22 protein-coding genes, 1 tRNA gene and 1 riboswitch are annotated in these 17,427 nt (G+C 59.5%); of the genes, 18 read left to right on the forward strand and 5 right to left on the reverse strand.

Annotated features, from left to right (window positions below):
* Positions 1 to 102 precede the first annotated feature (102 nt).
* The 6 genes from cmk to pyrF all read left to right on the forward strand — a co-directional run bounded on the left by cmk (position 103) and on the right by pyrF (position 5,373).
* Positions 103 to 795, forward strand: coding sequence for a (d)CMP kinase (gene cmk / locus I6L48_RS12795; RefSeq protein WP_113070141.1), 693 nt, complete (start codon positions 103 to 105; stop codon positions 793 to 795).
* A 93-nt stretch (positions 796 to 888) separates the two neighbouring features.
* Positions 889 to 2,559: a 30S ribosomal protein S1 gene (gene rpsA / locus I6L48_RS12800; protein ID WP_010675001.1), complete on the forward strand. Its 1,671-nt coding sequence runs from the start codon at positions 889 to 891 to the stop codon at positions 2,557 to 2,559.
* Between the two features lie 92 nt (positions 2,560 to 2,651).
* A complete protein-coding gene (gene ihfB, locus I6L48_RS12805) occupies positions 2,652 to 2,936 on the forward strand; it encodes an integration host factor subunit beta (RefSeq protein WP_005299934.1) in 285 nt (94 codons plus the stop codon).
* 156 nt (positions 2,937 to 3,092) lie between these two features.
* Positions 3,093 to 3,377: a LapA family protein gene (locus I6L48_RS12810; protein WP_216987297.1), complete on the forward strand. Its 285-nt coding sequence runs from the start codon at positions 3,093 to 3,095 to the stop codon at positions 3,375 to 3,377.
* A gap of 9 nt (positions 3,378 to 3,386) precedes the next feature.
* The gene (gene lapB / locus I6L48_RS12815) at positions 3,387 to 4,553 is read left to right on the forward strand and encodes a lipopolysaccharide assembly protein LapB (RefSeq protein ID WP_069651372.1); all 1,167 of its coding nucleotides are present in this window, start codon (positions 3,387 to 3,389) and stop codon (positions 4,551 to 4,553) included.
* Between the two features lie 121 nt (positions 4,554 to 4,674).
* Complete coding sequence (gene pyrF / locus I6L48_RS12820; protein WP_039038689.1) at positions 4,675 to 5,373, forward strand: orotidine-5'-phosphate decarboxylase; 699 nt, start codon at positions 4,675 to 4,677, stop codon at positions 5,371 to 5,373.
* An 85-nt stretch (positions 5,374 to 5,458) separates the two neighbouring features.
* On the opposite strand, the gene rrtA is transcribed toward pyrF, so the two are convergent.
* Positions 5,459 to 6,037, reverse strand: a complete 579-nt coding sequence (gene rrtA / locus I6L48_RS12825; RefSeq protein ID WP_254203213.1) for a rhombosortase — start codon at positions 6,035 to 6,037, stop codon at positions 5,459 to 5,461.
* On the opposite strand from rrtA, the gene I6L48_RS12830 reads away from it, so the two are divergent.
* The 5 genes from I6L48_RS12830 to I6L48_RS12850 all read left to right on the forward strand — a co-directional run bounded on the left by I6L48_RS12830 (position 6,003) and on the right by I6L48_RS12850 (position 8,911).
* Positions 6,003 to 6,656 (forward strand): tRNA-uridine aminocarboxypropyltransferase, encoded by a 654-nt coding sequence (locus I6L48_RS12830; RefSeq protein ID WP_216987298.1) that lies wholly within the window; start codon positions 6,003 to 6,005, stop codon positions 6,654 to 6,656. The genes rrtA and I6L48_RS12830 overlap by 35 nt on opposite strands.
* 22 nt (positions 6,657 to 6,678) lie before the next feature.
* Positions 6,679 to 7,386 carry a 7-cyano-7-deazaguanine synthase QueC gene (gene queC, locus I6L48_RS12835; protein WP_216987299.1) on the forward strand — a complete coding sequence of 236 codons (708 nt, stop codon included), beginning with the start codon at positions 6,679 to 6,681 and terminating at the stop codon, positions 7,384 to 7,386.
* A gap of 61 nt (positions 7,387 to 7,447) precedes the next feature.
* Complete coding sequence (queE, locus tag I6L48_RS12840) at positions 7,448 to 8,119, forward strand: 7-carboxy-7-deazaguanine synthase QueE (RefSeq protein WP_216987300.1); 672 nt, start codon at positions 7,448 to 7,450, stop codon at positions 8,117 to 8,119.
* A gap of 1 nt (position 8,120) precedes the next feature.
* The gene (locus I6L48_RS12845) at positions 8,121 to 8,351 is read left to right on the forward strand and encodes a DUF3820 family protein (RefSeq protein WP_039038687.1); all 231 of its coding nucleotides are present in this window, start codon (positions 8,121 to 8,123) and stop codon (positions 8,349 to 8,351) included.
* Positions 8,348 to 8,911 (forward strand): cob(I)yrinic acid a,c-diamide adenosyltransferase, encoded by a 564-nt coding sequence (locus I6L48_RS12850; RefSeq protein WP_041211547.1) that lies wholly within the window; start codon positions 8,348 to 8,350, stop codon positions 8,909 to 8,911. The genes I6L48_RS12845 and I6L48_RS12850 overlap by 4 nt, the downstream gene beginning before the upstream one ends.
* 79 nt (positions 8,912 to 8,990) lie before the next feature.
* On the opposite strand, the gene I6L48_RS12855 is transcribed toward I6L48_RS12850, so the two are convergent.
* Positions 8,991 to 9,389: an H-NS family nucleoid-associated regulatory protein gene (locus I6L48_RS12855; RefSeq protein WP_041215041.1), complete on the reverse strand. Its 399-nt coding sequence runs from the start codon at positions 9,387 to 9,389 to the stop codon at positions 8,991 to 8,993.
* A gap of 317 nt (positions 9,390 to 9,706) precedes the next feature.
* Positions 9,707 to 9,878, forward strand: a riboswitch (Lysine riboswitch).
* Positions 9,879 to 9,965: 87 nt separating this feature from the next.
* On the opposite strand from I6L48_RS12855, the gene I6L48_RS12860 reads away from it, so the two are divergent.
* A complete protein-coding gene (locus tag I6L48_RS12860; protein WP_041211545.1) occupies positions 9,966 to 11,546 on the forward strand; it encodes a Na+/H+ antiporter NhaC family protein in 1,581 nt (526 codons plus the stop codon).
* 85 nt (positions 11,547 to 11,631) lie between these two features.
* Positions 11,632 to 12,213: a thymidine kinase gene (locus I6L48_RS12865; RefSeq protein ID WP_045524473.1), complete on the forward strand. Its 582-nt coding sequence runs from the start codon at positions 11,632 to 11,634 to the stop codon at positions 12,211 to 12,213.
* Positions 12,214 to 12,283: 70 nt separating this feature from the next.
* On the opposite strand, the gene I6L48_RS12870 is transcribed toward I6L48_RS12865, so the two are convergent.
* A complete protein-coding gene (locus I6L48_RS12870) occupies positions 12,284 to 13,621 on the reverse strand; it encodes a flavohemoglobin expression-modulating QEGLA motif protein (protein WP_048207843.1) in 1,338 nt (445 codons plus the stop codon).
* Positions 13,622 to 13,776: 155 nt separating this feature from the next.
* Here I6L48_RS12870 and I6L48_RS12875 point away from each other — a divergent pair, with 155 nt between their 5' ends.
* Complete coding sequence (locus I6L48_RS12875) at positions 13,777 to 14,232, forward strand: YbjN domain-containing protein (RefSeq protein ID WP_160839247.1); 456 nt, start codon at positions 13,777 to 13,779, stop codon at positions 14,230 to 14,232.
* 248 nt (positions 14,233 to 14,480) lie between these two features.
* Positions 14,481 to 14,568 (forward strand) — tRNA-Ser (locus I6L48_RS12880).
* A gap of 216 nt (positions 14,569 to 14,784) precedes the next feature.
* Here I6L48_RS12880 and I6L48_RS12885 read toward each other — a convergent pair.
* On the reverse strand, positions 14,785 to 15,300 hold the full coding sequence (locus tag I6L48_RS12885; protein WP_113070146.1) for a phosphoribosyltransferase: 516 nt from the start codon (positions 15,298 to 15,300) through the stop codon (positions 14,785 to 14,787).
* Positions 15,297 to 15,623, reverse strand: coding sequence for a hypothetical protein (locus tag I6L48_RS12890; protein WP_113070147.1), 327 nt, complete (start codon positions 15,621 to 15,623; stop codon positions 15,297 to 15,299). The genes I6L48_RS12885 and I6L48_RS12890 overlap by 4 nt, the downstream gene beginning before the upstream one ends.
* Positions 15,624 to 15,800: 177 nt before the next feature.
* Here I6L48_RS12890 and I6L48_RS12895 point away from each other — a divergent pair, with 177 nt between their 5' ends.
* The 3 genes from I6L48_RS12895 to I6L48_RS12905 are packed head-to-tail and all read left to right on the forward strand — an operon-like array spanning position 15,801 to position 17,417.
* Positions 15,801 to 16,463, forward strand: a complete 663-nt coding sequence (locus I6L48_RS12895) for an HAD-IIB family hydrolase (RefSeq protein WP_216987301.1) — start codon at positions 15,801 to 15,803, stop codon at positions 16,461 to 16,463.
* Positions 16,463 to 16,609 (forward strand): HAD family hydrolase, encoded by a 147-nt coding sequence (locus I6L48_RS12900; protein WP_200164072.1) that lies wholly within the window; start codon positions 16,463 to 16,465, stop codon positions 16,607 to 16,609. The genes I6L48_RS12895 and I6L48_RS12900 overlap by 1 nt, the downstream gene beginning before the upstream one ends.
* Before the next feature lie 43 nt (positions 16,610 to 16,652).
* Positions 16,653 to 17,417 carry a DeoR/GlpR family DNA-binding transcription regulator gene (locus tag I6L48_RS12905; protein ID WP_048207840.1) on the forward strand — a complete coding sequence of 255 codons (765 nt, stop codon included), beginning with the start codon at positions 16,653 to 16,655 and terminating at the stop codon, positions 17,415 to 17,417.
* Positions 17,418 to 17,427 lie beyond the last annotated feature (10 nt).

Below are 17,427 nucleotides of genomic sequence, written 5' to 3' on the forward strand. Positions count from 1 at the left end.
ACTGCCAGCGACGGCGCATTCGGGTATAATCGGCGCCCATTACCCCATCCCGACAGGGATGTGTGCAACCAGTCAAGATGCCGAGTGCGCAGGAGAAACGTTATGGCTCAGATGGCCCCCGTGATGACTATTGATGGCCCAAGTGGAGCAGGAAAAGGCACCTTGTGCCAGTTGCTGGCTGAAAAACTGGGCTGGCACCTGCTCGATTCCGGTGCCATCTACCGGGTGCTCTCCCTGGCAGCCCTGCATCACGATGTGGAGCTCGATTCCGAAGCCGCATTGGTTCCCCTGGCCGCCAATCTGGATGTGCAATTCCAGGTAGAAGGGGAGCTGGTCAAGGTGATCCTCGAAGGGGAGGATGTTTCCCGCACCATTCGTACTGAAGAAGTGGGCAACGCAGCCAGCAAAATTGCGGCGTTTCCCCGGGTACGTGAAGCCCTGCTGCGCCGTCAGCGAGCATTTCGCCAAGCCCCCGGTCTCATCGCCGACGGTCGCGACATGGGGACAGTGGTTTTCCCCGAGGCGGATGTGAAGATTTTCCTCGACGCCAGCGCCGAGGAGCGGGCCCAGCGCCGCTATAAGCAGTTGCAAGATAAGGGCTTTGATGTTAACTTTGAGCGTCTTTTAACCGAGATTCGGGAACGTGACGATCGCGACAGAAATCGCGCCGTCGCTCCCCTGAAACCCGCGGAAGATGCTCTTGTTGTAGACTCAACGTCCATGACCATAGATGAAGTGCTGGCAACGGTGCTTGCCTATGCAGAGCAACAACTTTGTGATGTCAGCGCAAACTGATGTCAGTCGTCTGCACCAAGGATGGCGCAGATAATTTAAAACAACCCCGCTTGTGCCGGATTACAAGTGGATGTTTCATTTGTGACATAAACAATGATCGAATCTTTTGCTCAACTCTTTGAAGAGTCCCTGAACGCCGTTGAAACCCGTCAAGGTTCCATCGTCAAGGGCACTGTCGTTGCTATCGAGAACGGTTTCGTACTGGTTGATGCCGGTCTGAAATCCGAGTCTGCTATCCCGGCTGAAGAATTCAAGAACGCCATGGGCGAGCTGGAAATCAACGTAGGTGACTCCGTTGACGTGGCTCTGGACTCTATCGAAGATGGTTTCGGCGAAACCAAGCTGTCCCGCGAAAAAGCCAAGCGCCACGAAGCCTGGCTGCAGCTTGAAAAAGCTTACGAAGAGCAAGCTACCGTTATCGGTATCATCAACGGCAAGGTCAAGGGTGGTTTCACCGTTGAGCTGAACGGCATCCGTGCCTTCCTGCCGGGTTCTCTGGTTGACGTGCGTCCGATCCGTGACACCGCTCACCTGGAAAACAAAGAACTCGAGTTCAAAGTCATCAAGCTGGACCAGAAGCGCAACAACGTTGTTGTTTCCCGTCGTGCCGTGATCGAGACCGAGAACACCTCCGAGCGTGAAAGCCTGCTGGCCAACCTGCAAGAAGGTCAAGAAGTTAAGGGTATCGTCAAGAACCTGACCGACTACGGTGCATTCGTAGATCTGGGCGGTGTTGACGGCCTGCTGCACATCACCGACATGGCGTGGAAGCGCGTTAAGCATCCTTCCGAAATCGTCAATGTTGGCGACGAGATCGCTGTCAAGGTTCTGAAGTTCGACCGCGAGCGTACCCGTGTATCCCTGGGCCTGAAGCAGCTGGGCGAAGATCCCTGGGTTGCTATCGCCAAGCGTTACCCGGAGACCACCCGTCTGTCTGGCCGCGTGACCAACCTGACCGACTACGGCTGCTTCGTTGAAATCGAAGAAGGCGTTGAAGGCCTGGTACACGTATCCGAGATGGATTGGACCAACAAGAACATCCACCCGTCCAAGGTTGTCAACGTTGGCGACGTGGTTGACGTGATGGTTCTGGACATCGACGAAGAGCGTCGTCGTATCTCCCTGGGTCTGAAGCAGTGCAAATCCAACCCGTGGCAGCTGTTTGCCGAAACTCACGCCAAGGGCGACCGTGTTTCCGGCAAGATCAAGTCCATCACTGACTTCGGTATCTTCATCGGTCTGGATGGCGGCATCGATGGCCTGGTTCACCTGTCTGACATCTCCTGGAACAACCAGGGCGAAGAAGCCGTGCGTGAATTCAAGAAGGGCGACGAAATCGAAGCCGTTGTTCTGCAAGTGGACCCGGAGCGTGAGCGCATCTCCCTGGGCGTCAAGCAGATCGAAGAAGACCCGTTCAATAAGTACCTGTCTGACAACAAGAAAGGTGCTATTGTGAAGGGCAAGGTTACCGAGGTTGATGCCAAGGGTGCCGTGATCGAACTGGCTGACGGCGTAGAAGGCTACCTGCGTGCCTCCGACGCTGCTCGTGACCGCGTAGAAGACGCCACTCTGGTGCTGTCTGTTGGTGACGAAGTTGAAGCCAAATTCATGGGCGTTGATCGCAAGAACCGCACCGTAAGCCTGTCTGTCCGTGCCAAGGACGAGGCTGACGAGCGTGTTGCCATCGACAGCCTGAACCAACAAGAAGAAGTTGTGTTCAGCAATGCCATGATGGAAGCGTTCAAAGCCGCCAAGGGTGAGTAATCCTTGATGCAAGAAAAGGGCGGCATTGCGCCGCCCTTTTTTATCTTGGCAAAATGATTATTGCATGTGATCGGGGAAGGAGATTTAACCTTATGACCAAATCAGATCTCATCGAACAACTGGCAGCCAGCCGCATGCATATGCCGGCCAAGGATGTCGAAGCCGCCATCAAGGAGATCCTTGAGCAGATGGCATCGACCTTGCAAAACGGCGACCGGATTGAAATCCGAGGATTTGGCAGTTTCTCGCTGCACTATCGTGCGCCCCGCGTGGGTCGCAACCCCAAGACCGGGGACAAGGTTGAACTGACCGGGAAATATGTCCCGCACTTCAAACCTGGCAAAGAGTTGCGCGAACGCGTCAACATCATCGAATAATGCAGAAAACGGCATACCTGAGTATGCCTTTTTCATTTTTATGGCCTGGAGTCTGCCCGTTGTCGGGTTTCTCACACTCTTTTCCCATTCGCGCTAGAGTCTGCCTGTGATTTTAAGGATAATCAGTCACTCATTCGCTACAGACAGGGAGCTCCCATGAAGCGTATCTTGGCCCTCATTCCACTGGTGCTGGTGTTTGTCCTGACCCTTGCCATTGGTTCTCAAAATGGTCAGCTGGTGCAGTTCAACTACCTGATTGCCCGGGGGGAGTTCTCGCTCTCCATGTTGCTGGGGTTCTTCTTCGCCGGCGGCTTTCTGCTGGGCTGGCTGGTGTTTGGCCTGCTGTTCCTGCGTCTCAAACTGCAAAATCGCACCCTGAACCGAACCATGCGTCGTCAATCTCGCGAGTTGGAGCTTGCCCGGTCGACAACCAAGGAATAATGTCCCTCGATGCTTGAACTGCTTTTCCTGCTGTTGCCCATCGCCGCCGGTTATGGCTGGTACATGGGCCGCAGGAGTGTTCGCCAGGACACCCAGCAACAGAGTAACCAGTTTTCCCGCCAGTACGTGGCGGGCCTCAACTATTTGCTCTCTGACGAGTCGGACAAGGCGGTGGATCTCTTTATCCAGCTGCTGGAAGTCGACAGCGAAACCATCGAAACCCACCTCTCCCTCGGCAACCTGTTCCGTCAACGGGGCGAGGTCGATCGCGCCATCAAGATCCACCAGAACCTGGTCGCCCGTCAGCTGACCCGTGAGCAGCGTCAGCTTGCCTTGCAGGAGCTGGCCCGTGACTTTCTGGCTGCCGGCTTGCTCGATCGGGCCGAAGCACTCTGGAAAGAGCTGTGTGATGACAGCGATTTCGAAGAGACGGCTCTGGCACAGCTCCTGATCATTCATCAGCAGTTGCGTGACTGGGACAATGCCATCGCCGTGGCGGTGCGTCTGCAGAAATTCCAGGGCAAGAAGCTGGCCGAGCCCATTTCCCACTTCTATTGCGAACAGGCTGAGAGTGCCTTGCGCGATGGTGACAAGCCTGCGGGCATCACCAAGCTCAAGCGTGCGCTCGGTGCCCACCCGGCCTGTGCCCGCGCCAGCCTGCGGCTGGCCGATCTGGCGATGGAGGAGGGCAGGTTCGAGGATGCGGCCAAGGAGCTCCTGCGGGTGTTCGAGCAGGACATCGACTTTGCCTCCGAAGCCATGCCGAAACTGCTCGAATGCTATCGCCAGCTTGGTCGCAGCCAGGAGCTGATCCCGCTGCTTGAAAAAGCGGTAGAGGATCATGCGGGGGTCAGCGTGACCCTGGCGCTGGCCAATCTGGTGGAGGCCCGCGATGGGTTGAGCCAGGCCCGGGCCCTGGTGCTGCGCCAACTGCGTCGCCACCCCTCCATGAAGGGCTTCTATCAGCTGGTCGGTTTCCAGTTGGCCAGTGCCGAGGAGGGGCCTGCCAAGGAGAGCCTGGAGCTGCTGCAACAGTTGGTCGGTGAGCAGATCAAGATCAAGTCGACCCACAAGTGCCGTCAGTGCGGCTTTGCCACCCATTCGCTGTTCTGGCAATGCCCTTCCTGCCGGCAGTGGGGCACCATCAAGCCGATCCGAGGGCTGGATGGAGAGTAAACGCCAGCGAGGCCAACACGCCCGGGCGAGCACGGATACCCAAGAATTTCAGATGCCAGTGTGCAACCGGGCCCCGGCTCTGCTGCGCCTGGCTGTGGCATAACAATCCATAGGAAGTGACATGCAAGACCCCAAAGTACTGGTCGCGCTGGATTATCAGCACGAAGCCGACGCCTTTGCCTTCATTGAGCAGATCTCACCGGCCCAGTGCCGCCTCAAGGTAGGCAAGGAGATGTTTACCCTGTTTGGTCCCCAGTTCGTTCGCCAACTGGTGGCCAAGGGGTTCGACGTCTTCCTGGATCTGAAATTTCACGATATTCCCAACACCGTCGCAAAGGCGGTGGCGGCCAGTGCGGAGCTGGGCGTCTGGATGGTGAATGTCCATGCCAGCGGTGGCGAACGCATGATGCGTGCCGCCAGAGAGGCGTTGCTGCCATACGGCGACAAGGCGCCCCTGCTCATCGGGGTAACCGTGCTGACCAGCATGGAGCAGTCCGACATGGCGCCCCTGGGTCTGGATGTGACGCCGGCAGAACAGGTGATCCGCCTGGCCACCCTTGCCAAGACGGCCGGGCTGGATGGAGTGGTCTGCTCCGCGGAAGAGGCGAGTGCGCTGAAGGGGCTGCTGGGGGCCGAATTCAAGCTGGTGACGCCGGGCATTCGTCCGAGCGGATCGGCTGCCGGCGATCAGCGCCGCGTCATGACGCCGCTGGCAGCGGTGGAGGCGGGTGCGGATTATCTGGTGATCGGGCGTCCCATCACCCAGTCCTCGGATCCCGCCGCCGTGCTTGGGGCGATCAATGCCGAGCTTTGCCGGTAACGGCGTAATGGGCGATTGAGCGCAGGCCGGATCCCAGATCCGGCCTGCTGCATTTTGGCCGTGGGCTGGCCTGCCTATGGGGAGCTCAGGAGTGGACGGCCTGGGCGTCCAGACGAATGGGGAAGAGGCCGAGCAGCAGGCCGGCGAGTGCACCGATGAAGTGTGACTCGATATGTACCCTGGCACCGATGAGGGCGGAGACCGGACTCTCACCTGCGCTGTAGAAATCCAGCCCGAGCTTGATGACGATGCCGAGCAGCATCAGCCAGCCGGAGTGACGGCGAAAGCGGATGTCCTGCATGGCACCCCATACGAACAAGCCATGCAGCAGGCCGGAGAGTCCCATGTACCACTGGGTTTGCGGGCAGCCCCACCAGATGCCGAGTCCGACCGCCGTTCCCAGCAGCAGCAACAGCACGGGCAGGCGCCATCCCGTCAGGTACTCCTGAAACAGGCTGTAGAGCACGGCCAGACCGCTCAGGTTGAGCAGCAGGTGCCATCCATTGGTGTGTGCCAGATTGCCTGTTATGATGCGCCACCCTTCGCCCTGGGCGATCAGGTCGCGATCGAAGGCGAGCTGATGATTTGGCACGGTGAAAAAGAGCAAGGCAGTGACGAGCGAAAGCGCGATGACCCAGAGCAGACCCGATTTTCCTGACAACATGAAGCAGCCCAACGACAAAGAGAGCCGATACTGTACACGCTGTACCCGGGCCCTCAAAGCGTGCCTGTGCGATTATATTCAGCGGGTGCCGAACCTGGCTGCACTCCATATTCTGCAACACCCTGCCGAAGTAGGTCACCCCAAGGGGACGGCTGCGTTGCTGGCGGCGTCCCTGACCGATGTGCGCATCCATGTGGGAGAGGACTTTTCCGACGATGAAGGGCTCAATACCCTGCTTGCCGACCCCGCTGTCCAGTGCTACGTGCTGTGGCCCGATGAGGAGGCCCTGACCCTGATAGAGGCAAGGGAGCATCTCCTGAAGCGTGGACGCACCGTGCGAGCCCACTTCATCCTCCTCGATGGTACCTGGCGCAAAGCCTATCGCATGTTGCACAGCTCGCCTGCACTGCTCGGGTTGCCGCGGATCACCCTCGGCGCCATTGCCGGGCAATATTCCATTCGCAAGAAGCCCTTTGAGGAGGCACTGTCCACCCTGGAAGCGGGCTACCATCTGTTGTCCCGGTGGGAAGGAGAGCCTGAGCGCTTCGCCCCGCTGATGACCCTGTTTACCCATTTGAACCGGCAGTGGCATGACTTTGCACAAGGCCGCCGCCGTTGAGTTGCCCAGAGGAGTGAAAAACATGAAAAAAGCCGTCGTGGTCTTCAGTGGCGGGCAGGACAGCACTACCTGTCTGGTGCAGGCACAGGCCCGCTATGACGAAGTGCATGCCATCACCTTCGATTACGGCCAGCGCCACCGGGCGGAGATTGACACCGCCCGCCATCTGGCGACGGCGCTCGGGATCGCCGCCCACAAGGTAATGGATGTGACCATGCTCGGGGAGCTGGCCATCTCTGCGCTGACCCGGGACGACATACCGGTGAGCTTCGAGCTCCAGGAGAACGGCCTGCCCAACACCTTCGTGCCGGGACGCAACATCCTGTTCCTGACCTTGGCGGCCATCTATGCCTATCAGGTGGGCGCCGAAGCGGTGATCACCGGGGTGTGCGAGACTGACTTTTCGGGTTATCCCGATTGCCGCGACGACTTCGTCAAGGCGCTCAATCAGGCGGTCTCCTTGGGGCTGGATCGCCCCATCCGCTTCGAAACCCCCCTGATGTGGCTCGACAAGGCCGAAACCTGGGCGCTGGCGGATCATTACGGTCACCTCGATACCGTGCGTCACCAGACGCTCACTTGCTACAACGGTATCCAGGGAGATGGTTGCGGGGCCTGTCCGGCCTGCGAGCTGCGTCGCCGTGGCCTGGATCACTATCTGTCTGACAAGATCGGCATCCGTGCCAGACTTTACGAGAAGAGCGGACTGGGCGAGAAAAGCGGATCCTGAGCCTGTGCCTAGCCCGGGTTTGGGGTATAATCCGCCCCTTTTGCAGCAAGTCGTGACCAAGATGCACTACCCAATCAACGAGATCTTCCAGACCATCCAGGGGGAGGGGGTATTTACCGGCCTGCCCGCCATCTTCGTTCGCCTTCAGGGCTGCCCGGTGGGCTGCCCCTGGTGCGATACCCGCCACACCTGGGTGGTGGACCCCGAGCGTGAGCTGGCCCCTGGCGAGGTACTCGATCGTTCCAATGAGTCCGACGGCTGGAGCAAGATGAGCACGGAAGATATTCTGGCCAGCTTTACCCGGCTCGGTTACCGGGCCCGTCACGTGGTGTTGACCGGTGGTGAGCCCTGCCTCTACGACTTGCGCGAGCTCTCTTCGGCCCTGGTGGCATCGGGTTATCAGGTGCAGATCGAAACCAGCGGGACCAGCGAGGTGCTGACCCATGAGCAGACCTGGGTGACTGTTTCCCCCAAGATCGGCATGAAGGGTGGGTTGCCGGTGCTGGTCTCTGCACTGGAGCGGGCCAACGAGATCAAGCACCCGGTGGCCACCGAGCACCATATCGAGGAGCTGGATGCCCTGCTGGCCACCGCCCGGCTGCGCCCCGATGTGATGATTGCGCTGCAACCCATCAGCCAGAAAGCCAGGGCCACGGAGCTGGCCATGGCGACCTGCATCGCCCGTAACTGGCGACTCTCCATCCAGACCCATAAATACCTGAATATCGATTGATATGGATGGACTCAGCGATGAGCGCATCTTGCTGACGCTGGCCAGCAAGATGCCTTACGGGAAATACAAGGGGCGGCGCATCATCGATATTCCCGAGCCCTATCTGGTATGGATGGCGCGAAGCGGTTTTCCAGCCGGTACCCTGGGCCAGTCTCTGGCACTGGCCTACGAGATAAAGCTCAATGGACTCGAGTCCATGATTATTCCCATTATTAACAGGATGTCAGAATGAGAATATATACAAGGCAAGGGGACAAGGGGCTCACGCGACTGGCCGATGGCACTTCCCTGGCCAAAGACGATAAACGTGTCGAGACCTATGGCGCCATCGACGAGCTGAATTCCCAAATAGGCTTGTTGATGGCTGAAATACCCGCCGGGGAGACGACTCTCCTGGCCGATCTCATATTGTTGCAGCAGGAGCTGTTTGATCTGGGGGGGGAGCTGGCATTTTCCAGTGAATCACAAACGGATACGCTGTGGCAGGTGAACGAGGCTTGGACGAACAGGCTCGAGCAACAGATCGATGCCTACAGTGCCGGGTTGCCGGTGCTGCGCAATTTTATTTTGCCGAGCGGTTCGCGGGCGGCGGCCCAGGCACATGTGGTGCGTACCCTGACCCGTCGCTGCGAGCGCCTGCTGCTTGGGTTGAGCCGCGTAGAGCGGGTGAATCCGGCCGTTTTGCCCTACCTCAACCGGCTGAGCGACTGGTTTTTCACCATCGCCCGATACCTGCTGGTATCGTCGGGTACCCCGGAGATCCTCTGGGTCAAGGCGGCTGACAGAGGCTGACCACCGCTCGACGCAGCAATAAAAAAACCTCGCCTTGCGAGGTTTTTTTATTGCTGTGGAAAGGGGCCTGATATTGCTGTCAGATAGCAAAGGCTTCCACGGATTTGCCTTCAGCAACGGCCTTGGCAATGACCGAGGGCATGCGGCCCTGACCGGTCCAGGTTTTTTCCACACCATTGTCCAGATAACGATATTTGGCGGGGCGGGGCGCACGTTTGCTGACCTTGGTATTCTCGGGCACCACGGTGTTGACCAATTCGGCGGGATCGATCCCAGCGGCCTTCAGCATTTCGGCATATTCGGCAATTTTCTTTTGATGCTCTTCACGGGCCTGGCGTTCGGCGGATTCATCTTGCCGACGTTCATCGACGATGGCGGAGAGCTTTTCCAAGCCTTCTTCCAGTTGTTCCAGCGTCAAATCGCGGCAAGCTGCACGCAGGCTACGGATATTCAACAGCACTTTCAGAAATTCGTTCATATTGGCTACCACGCGAGCAAAATATTAAGGGAAGAACTGGTTTTTCGATAATTTATAGGGGTATTTGGCACCAAGTCAAGCCTGCCAAAATAATTAATTAGGCTGATAAATTAAGTCTTGAAATAGATATGAAGGATATTTTTATCCGTTTGACGGGCCAACATCTTCGAATGGGTTCATGTCAGATGAAAATATCGCCAGCGGAGTCTTTGATGAACCATTTGACTACCTTTGCAGATATGGGGGCCACAGAAACCTTGAAATTTAATCAAAAAACTTGCTATCACCCGGTGGCTCGATAAAATGTGCCGCGAATACCTTTAAGTAGAGGCGCGCTGCCTATGAGTAACCGAGCGGAGGGTGATGCCTGCGATGCTCGATGAAAGGAGTCGGCGCCGAAGTGACCAGGCCATCATACCGGGTTGCTGGTTCTGCATCTAATAGGTGCAGGACTGCCATAGTCATCCACTATGGAGCGCTACCTGAAGGGGCTGAGGAGTATACCCTCCCCATGGGTTTTGTTTCTTTGATCCTCTCGGTAGATCTCCACCTGTTGTCTTTAGGTGCAAAGAGATCATGGACATCGTTCATTACGCCGACTCCGGTTGGTCCGTCGTTCCCCCCCTGCTGGCCGTTGCGCTGGCGATCATCACCCGCCGCGTCCTGGTGTCGCTGGGGGTGGGCATAGTCGCAGGCAGCCTGCTGCTCAACCAGTTCTCTCCCCTTGCGTCCCTGCATTACATGCTCGATACCGTGCTCAGGATCTTCTGGGTCGACGGTGCGCTCAACCGTGACAACGTCAACATGATCCTCTTCATGTTGCTGCTGGGCGGCCTCATCAGTCTGATGAGCGTCTCCGGTGCGACCCGGGCGTTTGCCGAGTGGGCGGAGCGCCGCGCCAAGACCCGCAAGGGTGCCAAGTCCCTGACCGGTCTGATGGTGTTCGCCTTCTTCATCGACGACTTCTTCCACAGCCTGTCGGTGGGGGCCATCTGCCGTCCGGTGACCGATCGCTTCCAGATTTCCCGCGCCAAGCTGGCCTATCTGCTGGACTCTACCGCCGCGCCGGTCTGCGTGCTGATGCCGATCTCCTCCTGGGGGGCCTACATCATCGCCCTCGTCGGCGGCATCATGGCGGCTCATGGTCTGACCGACCAGAGCCCCATCTCCGCCTTCGTCGAAATGATCCCCATGAACCTCTATGCGGTGTTCACCCTGATCATGGTGCTGGTGGTGATCGCCTTCCAGCTCGATATCGGCCCCATGCGCCAGCATGAGCAGTGGGCACTGGAGGGCAAGCTGTGGGACGAGTCCAAGGGGCGCCCCATCGGGCTCGACATGGAGAGCCCGGAGGAGAGCAATGGCGGCATGATTGACATGGTGCTGCCCATCCTGACCCTGACCCTGGCCACCGTCTATTTCATGATTGACTCCGGGGCTGCGGTGCTGGCCGACAAGGGGCTGCCGTTCAGCGTGCTCGGCTCCTTCGAAAACACCAATGTCGGCTCCTCCCTGGTCTATGGTGCCCTGTGCAGCCTGGTGGTCTCCATCGGTCTGGCCATGCGCCTCAAGCTCGGGGCAAGCAACTGGATGAAGGCGGCTCCGCAGGGGATCATGGCCATGCTGCCCGCCATCAACATCCTGCTGTTCGCCTGGACCATCGGCGCCGTGGTGCGCGATGTGGAGACCGGTAAATACCTGGCCTCTCTGGCCAATGGCAATCTGCCGGTGGAAGTGCTGCCCGCCGTGGTCTTCGTGCTCTCCTGTGCCATGGCGTTTGCCACCGGCACCAGCTGGGGTACCTTCGGCATCATGCTGCCGCTCGCCGGCGACATGGCGGCCGCCAGCGACATCAGTCTGATGCTGCCCATGCTGGCCGCAGTACTGGCAGGGTCCGTGTTCGGAGATCACAGCTCCCCCATCTCCAGCACCAGCATCCTGTCTGCCACCGGGGCCGGTTGCCATCACATCGATCACGTGATGACCCAGCTGCCCTATGCCCTGGCCATCGCCTTTGGCGCGGCGCTCGGCTACCTGGTGATGGGGCTGATGCACTCCGCGCTGGCCGGTTTCACCGTGAGCGGGCTCTGGTTCCTGATCTTCTCCGGTTACCATTTGCGCAAAGCCCGGGCGTATAGCGCCGTGGCAGTCGCATAAGAGAACAAGGGGCCTGCGGGCCCCTTGGTTTTGGCAGGGGCTTTGGTTAGCATGCGCCCCATCACTCCCGTTTCGGAACCCCATCATGGCTTCACTGCACTACAAATTTGCCACCATGAACTCAGGCAAATCGACCCAGCTCATCCAGGCCCACTTCAACTATCTGGAGCGTGGCATGTACCCGCTGGCCATGACGCCCGCCATCGACGATCGCTTCGGTGCCGGCGTCATCAGTGCCAGGGTCGGTCTTGAGCTGAAAGTGGAGGTGTTCAGCGATAGCTGCGATCTCTTCGAGATGGTCAAGGCGCGCCACGCCGAGCGGCACATCGATGTCTTCATCGTTGACGAGGCGCAGTTCCTGACCCGTGAGCAGGTCTACCAGCTCGCCCGCATCGTCGACGAGCAGGACATTCCGGTGATTGCCTACGGTCTCAAGACCGATTTTCGCGGCGAACTGTTTCCCGGCTCCTACCACCTGCTCTGTCTGGCGGACAAGTTCGAGGAGCTCAAAAGCATCTGCTGGTGCGGCAACAAGGCCCACATGAACTCGCGGGTCAACGAGGCGGGGCAGGTGATGCGGGATGGGGAACAGGTGGAGATAGGGGGGAACGATCGCTATGTGTCGCTCTGCCGCAAGCACTATCTGGAAGGACGGGCCTTCAAGTAACCCGTGGCTGGCTCGTGCAGCCTGGACACCAAAGAGGGCGCCCATCTGGCGCCCTCTTTGTCTGTGGGGGTCAGTCGATCTCGATGTCGACAGGGGCGATGATGGGGTCGGCCGCCGGGAGGCGGTGGAAGAGCTGGCGAAAATGCTGCTGTACCCGGCCTATGTCCACCAGGGACATGCCGGAAGCGAAGCCGAACCAGACGTAGAGCCCGGTGAGGTCGCGAAACATGGGAGGGAGGTAGCGAGGAGCGTCGATGAGCCCCTCCAGATAGTGCTGATAGAGCACGGGGATGTCGTCCAGGGTCACCTTGCCGACGAACAGCATGGGCAGGATCTCCGGCACTCCCTCCAGCACGGCGCTGCGAATGAAGTTCACCGTCTCCACATAGCCTTTCACATAGGAGAGATCCTTGGTAAAGCAGGCGCCCCCCTCGACCATGCCACCGCGAAACACCCGCTGGGTGATCTTGTAGGCGTCGTGCTCGCTGGCCCCCTTGGCCACGAAGTGGCGGAACACCTCGATGAAATCGGCGCCACGCTCCGCCATGTCGATGGCCATGACCCGATCCGAGATGCGCTTGGCCCTGTCCGGGAAGGAGCTGAACGTGAGGGTCTCGATGAGTACCGCCAACCCCTCCTGACAGGCGGTGATGCGGGGCGAGCCGGCGCCGAGCCAGGTGGCGTAAGATTGCTGACGGCCGTTGAGGGTGGTGCCGACGTGAACCCAGCCTTCGTGTACCTCCAGCACCTGCAGATCGAGCTCCGAGAAACGGGCGTGGGAGTTGAGCTTGATGTAATCCCCCCCGGCGGCGGCATCGGAGACGATGCCATCGCTGAGCTTGACCTGGACTGTGCCGTCGCTGAAGTAGCTCGACAGCTTGCCCTGCAACCTCGCGACAGCGGCGTCCCCCTCGAACTCCTTGGGGTAGGGGCGCACCAGGTGGCGGGCGCCGGGCAGGGAGAAGATGTCGCACAATCTGGCCCCCAGCTCCTTCAGGGTCTTGCGATCCCCGCGCAGGTGATCGCTTGCCGAGCCGTAGAGCCGCTGGCTGTAGCGCTGAAAGTCCGGCTGCCCGCGCTGGCGCAGCATCTCGATGACCACCATGTACTGATCCACCGTCTCTTGCAGGATCCGGCCGAGATCGTCCTGAGGGCCGAGGCGCCGGCGGATCCTGTCCCTCAGCTCCTTGAGCTCAAGGTACTTGTTGCGGGGATCGAACCCCAGGGGGAGGGATTCATAGAAGTGCCTGTCGATGGCGGGCAGTGCCTTGCCGCCACTTGCCAGAAAGTCGCTTTGCAGGTGACGGGGCCATTTGATGGCATCCAGGATGCGGATGGGTTTTTGCAGGGCGAGCAGTTCATCCGAGAGGGATTTGAGGTGCAGGCGATACTTTTCTTGGATGGTCATCGGGCTCTTTGGAGGCGAGTGCGCTACGAGAATGGCTGAGTATAGGCACAGGGCCTGTCAAAAAGAAGCGAGACGACGGGGATCCGGCCTGTGTGCTTTTGGTTGTCTGAAAATTGGTTTAGACTGCGCCCCTTGATCTCTACCGTGTCGTGAAAATGATGAATATCCCCAGCTCTGAAATGATAATGCGTTGGTTGCAACAGGCCCGGATCGAGCACTATGTGTGCGATCAGTGTCATGGCATCCACATGGTCTCCCTGCAGTCCGTCGAGGGCATCCAGGAGAGCCGGATCTTCGTGGAAGAGGAAGGGCTGCTGTTCTCATCCGAGCTGGAGGTGCGCCCCTCATCGCTGCTGCCCCTGGTGGCCGAACTGGGTCGTCTCAACATGCAATATCCGTCTCTCAAGGTGTTCCTCGACATCATCGATGACAACCTGCCACGCCTCGTTGTGGGTCACACCGTCTTTACCAAGGCGGGGCTCACCGTCGAGCAGTTCCTGCTGTTCGTTGAAAGCACTACGGCAGCTACCCATGAAGTGGTTTCCGAATGTGAACGCCTTGGCTTCCTCAATCTGCCGGAAATCCAGGTCGCACCGGAATCCGTGCACTGACCTCAGCACCTGAACTGTGCGTTTAATGTGCAAACGGTTCGCTGCGGCTAAAAAGCCGTTGACGGCGGCGGGGCTTTCCCCTAAATTACGCCCCGTTCCAGCGCAACGGCGCAGCGAACATCGTGTTGGCTGAACACGTTAAACCACAGACCGAAATTTGGTGCGGTATCCGAGAGGCTGCCCACCGACGAAGTCGGCAAGATGCACGCGCAGCGCGCTCCGAAAGTCACTTCAAGCAGTAAAAATTTGGTGAGGTGTCCGAGTGGCTGAAGGAGCACGCCTGGAAAGTGTGTATACGGCAACGTATCGAGGGTTCGAATCCCTCCCTCACCGCCAAATAAAACAAAAGGCCCCGTCGCAAGACGGGGCCTTTTGTTTTTCCGGTAACCGGCAATCTGGTCTCTACCCGGTATCGACAGGCGGGTGGACTAGCCCTGCTGGAGTGGCATAGGCCGTACACCGGGCGACACCGGGATGTAGTCTGGTCAATGCCTCCCTTGCTGTCAGGTTTATCCTGATCGGTTTATCGCTCCCTAACCTTGTCCCGTCCCGTTATCTCTTCAACCTGGAGACATAGGGGATATTCCGGTACTTGTGCTCCCAGGGCAGGCCGTAGCCCACCAGCAGGTCATCGCTCGTCATTTCATAGGCATAAAACTGCTCGGCGGGGATAGCCACGCGCCCTGGTTTGACAAACAGGGTCGCGATGGACAGGGAGCGTGGCGCAAACGCCTGCAGGTGTGCGATCAACCGCTTCATGGTACCGCCCGATTCGATGGCGTCGTCCATCAGGATGACGTCTCTGCCCCGGATGCCGACATTGTCGTGAAAGATGATGGGGGAGGCGTTGTGGCGCTCCCCCGGAGTGTGGGGGCAGGAGATGTAATCCATGGCGACATCAAAGCGCAGCGCCCTGACGACATCGGCGGTAAACAGCATGCCGCCCGGCACCACGGTGATCACCACCGCCTCCGTGAATCGCTCGTTGAGCCGTTTCGCGATGACCTCGACGCCGAGCGCAATGTCCTCGGCTTTCAATACCACGTCGCCGAAAACAGGGTTTTTCATGGCAGCTCCTGACAGGTTGTTGAAAGAGGGGTGGCCCGGGGTGCCAGTCCCACGCCTCTGCTGAGGAGCAGGGCCAGCACCATCAGCAAGACGACGCCGTGGAGGGCTGCCGGCAGACCGAAGGCGTTGGCACCAAAGCCGACCAGGGCGGGGCTGGAGAGCACGCCGACATAGTCCAGGGTAGCGTCGCTTATCTGGGCGTTCAGTTTGACGAAGGGGATGATGGAGGCCCAGGCCGCCGTGGCAAAGCCCGAGCAGAAGAAGGTGGCTCGGGTGGCGAGCCGCTCACGCCGGGGCCGCCGGCTGGAGAGTGTGGACAACATGGGGTCTCCTTGGATGACAGTCGAAGGAGGGGCGGTGCCTGGGATCCTCCGAGCGAGGAGGTCATGCTATGATTATTTCGCTCAAATATGAACATAAATGATCTTATTTTTGTTTGTATGTGTTCATTGTGGCGATATGATGACCGTGGTCAGAATGCATACATCCGAGGTAACAGCATGATCAAACTCATCATCACGGACATGGACGGCACCTTCCTCAATAGCGGGGGGGATTACAACCGAGCCCTGTTCGCCGAGGTGGTTGCCGCCATGGCACAGCAGGGGATACATTTTGCCCCCTGCACGGGAAAACAGGTCGACCGGGTCGAGGAGCTGCTGGGGGCGCAGAGCGCCAATTTCTGGATCCTGGGAGACAGCGCCACTCGCATCAAGCACCAGGGGCGCTACGTCTATCAGTCGCTGCTGGACAACGCCCTGGGCCTGGCCATCATCCGTCGGTTGGAGCGTCTACCGGGCGAGCATATCGTCATCGCCTGCACGGCGGCCTGCGCGGCGATCCGGGAGGGGGTGCCGGATCATCTGAAAGCCCTGGTGCGCCGCTCCTACACCCAGGTGCAGACGGTCGCCGATTTTGGCGACATTACCGCGGACGTTGTGAAGATCACCGTCTATGACGAGCAGGGCCGCTGCCTGGATCTGCGGGGCCAGCTTGACGAGTTTGATGACGAGGCCTACATAGTGGCGTCCGACAAGCAGTGGATAGACATCGCCAATGCCGGCGTGCACAAGGGGACGACGGTGGCCAGGTTGCAGCAGCTGGTCGGCGCCGGTCGCCATGAGACCCTAGTCTTTGGCGACGGGCTCAACGACTCGGGCTGATGGCGTGCGCCGACTTCAGTTTCGCCATGCGCAATGGCCACGACGAGACCAAGGACGCCGCCCATTTCATCACCCGCTCGAACGATGAGGACGCCGTCATGCACACCATCTTGCAACTGCTCGCACTGCAGCGGCAGGGGGCGTGAGACGGGCCAGGCGATGATCGCCCGGCCATTACAAGGGAACACCATGGACAAGTATTCACCGGAGGAGCGACGGCTCCTCATTCTGGATCTGCTGGCCGCGCACCACAAGGTGATGGCGGCGGAGCTGGCGGAGCCGCTGGGCACCACGGAGGCGACCATCAGGCGGGATCTGCGCTATCTGGCCGATGAGGGGCGCTGCAAGCGCATCCACGGTGGCGCCATCTCCCTGTCGCCCCAGACGGGGACCCTGACCGAGCGCAGTACCCAGCATGTGGCGCAGAAGCAGGCCCTGGCCATGGCCGCCCTGAGCCTGGTCAAACCGAACCAGCTGATCTTCCTGGATGCCAGCAGCACCCACCTGCTGCTGGCCTCCCTCATGCCGGAACACCAGGGCCTGACGGTGGTGACCAACAGCCCGGCTATCGCCTGCCGGCTGCTGGAGAGACCCGGCATCAGGACCATCCTCATCGGTGGCGAGCAGGATCCGCTGGTCGGCGGGGCCGTCGACATCACGGCGGCCGAGGGCATCAACAAGTTCCGCTTCGACCTCGGCTTTCTGGGGGTCTGCGCCTGGTCCTCGGATCTTGGCTTCAGCGCCGTGCATTACCAGGACAGCGAGTTCAAGCGCCGGGTCGCGGAGCGTTGCGGCTCGCTGGCGGTGCTGTGCAATGACGACAAGCTGGAGTCCCTGGCCTCCTACCCCTTCCTGCACGCTGCGGATCTCGACTACCTGATCTGCACCCGGCAGGATCCGGTCCTGGTCAAGACGCTCGAAGGGGAGGGCTGCACCGTGATCACCGCCGGCTGATGCCGCCGCG

The sequence above is a fragment of the Aeromonas sp. FDAARGOS 1418 genome, assembly GCF_019048585.1.
Taxonomy (GTDB): Bacteria; Pseudomonadota; Gammaproteobacteria; order Enterobacterales; family Aeromonadaceae; genus Aeromonas; species Aeromonas caviae.